This is a genomic window from Pseudoalteromonas sp. MMG022, from assembly GCF_021654245.1.
Classification (GTDB): domain Bacteria; phylum Pseudomonadota; class Gammaproteobacteria; order Enterobacterales; family Alteromonadaceae; genus Pseudoalteromonas; species Pseudoalteromonas amylolytica.
In genome coordinates this window covers 1-407 of the sequence record NZ_JAKFZQ010000061.1, presented here as the reverse complement: position 1 = coordinate 407, position 407 = coordinate 1, and the positions used below count along the sequence as shown (strand labels likewise).

At 43.7% G+C, this 407-nt stretch carries 1 protein-coding gene; it reads right to left on the bottom strand.

The features are described 5' to 3' along the window. On the bottom strand, positions 1 to 407 hold a 407-nt coding region (locus tag L1070_RS20190), incomplete at both ends, for a condensation domain-containing protein (RefSeq protein ID WP_237126916.1).

Genomic DNA, 407 nt, shown 5'->3' with positions numbered 1-407 from the left:
TCTTTTGGATAGTCTATCTTTGTGTTGTTGAGCCCATGTACCAAGTGGTGCTGCTCTGCCTCTGACAAGATAGGCAGTGTATGTAGCGCCACCTCTTCCTCATTCACTGCACTGAGCGCGGTTAATAAACGACACAAGTGGTCATTCAAACGCTCTATGGCTTGTGCACTAAACAAGCTCACATCATAGGTCCAGTAAAGCTCTACACCTTCTTGTGTGATATTCAAATCAATGTCTAAATCAAACTTCGCTGGGATCACGTCTGTTTCATACGGCGTTATATTCAACTCAGCCAACGTCGTATTAGCTGAATCAGCACCCATTACACCAAAGCTTGAATTGGTGTTAAGAATGATCTGGATCAGTGGCGTGTGACTTGTGCTTCTAGGCACCTTTAATTTATCAAG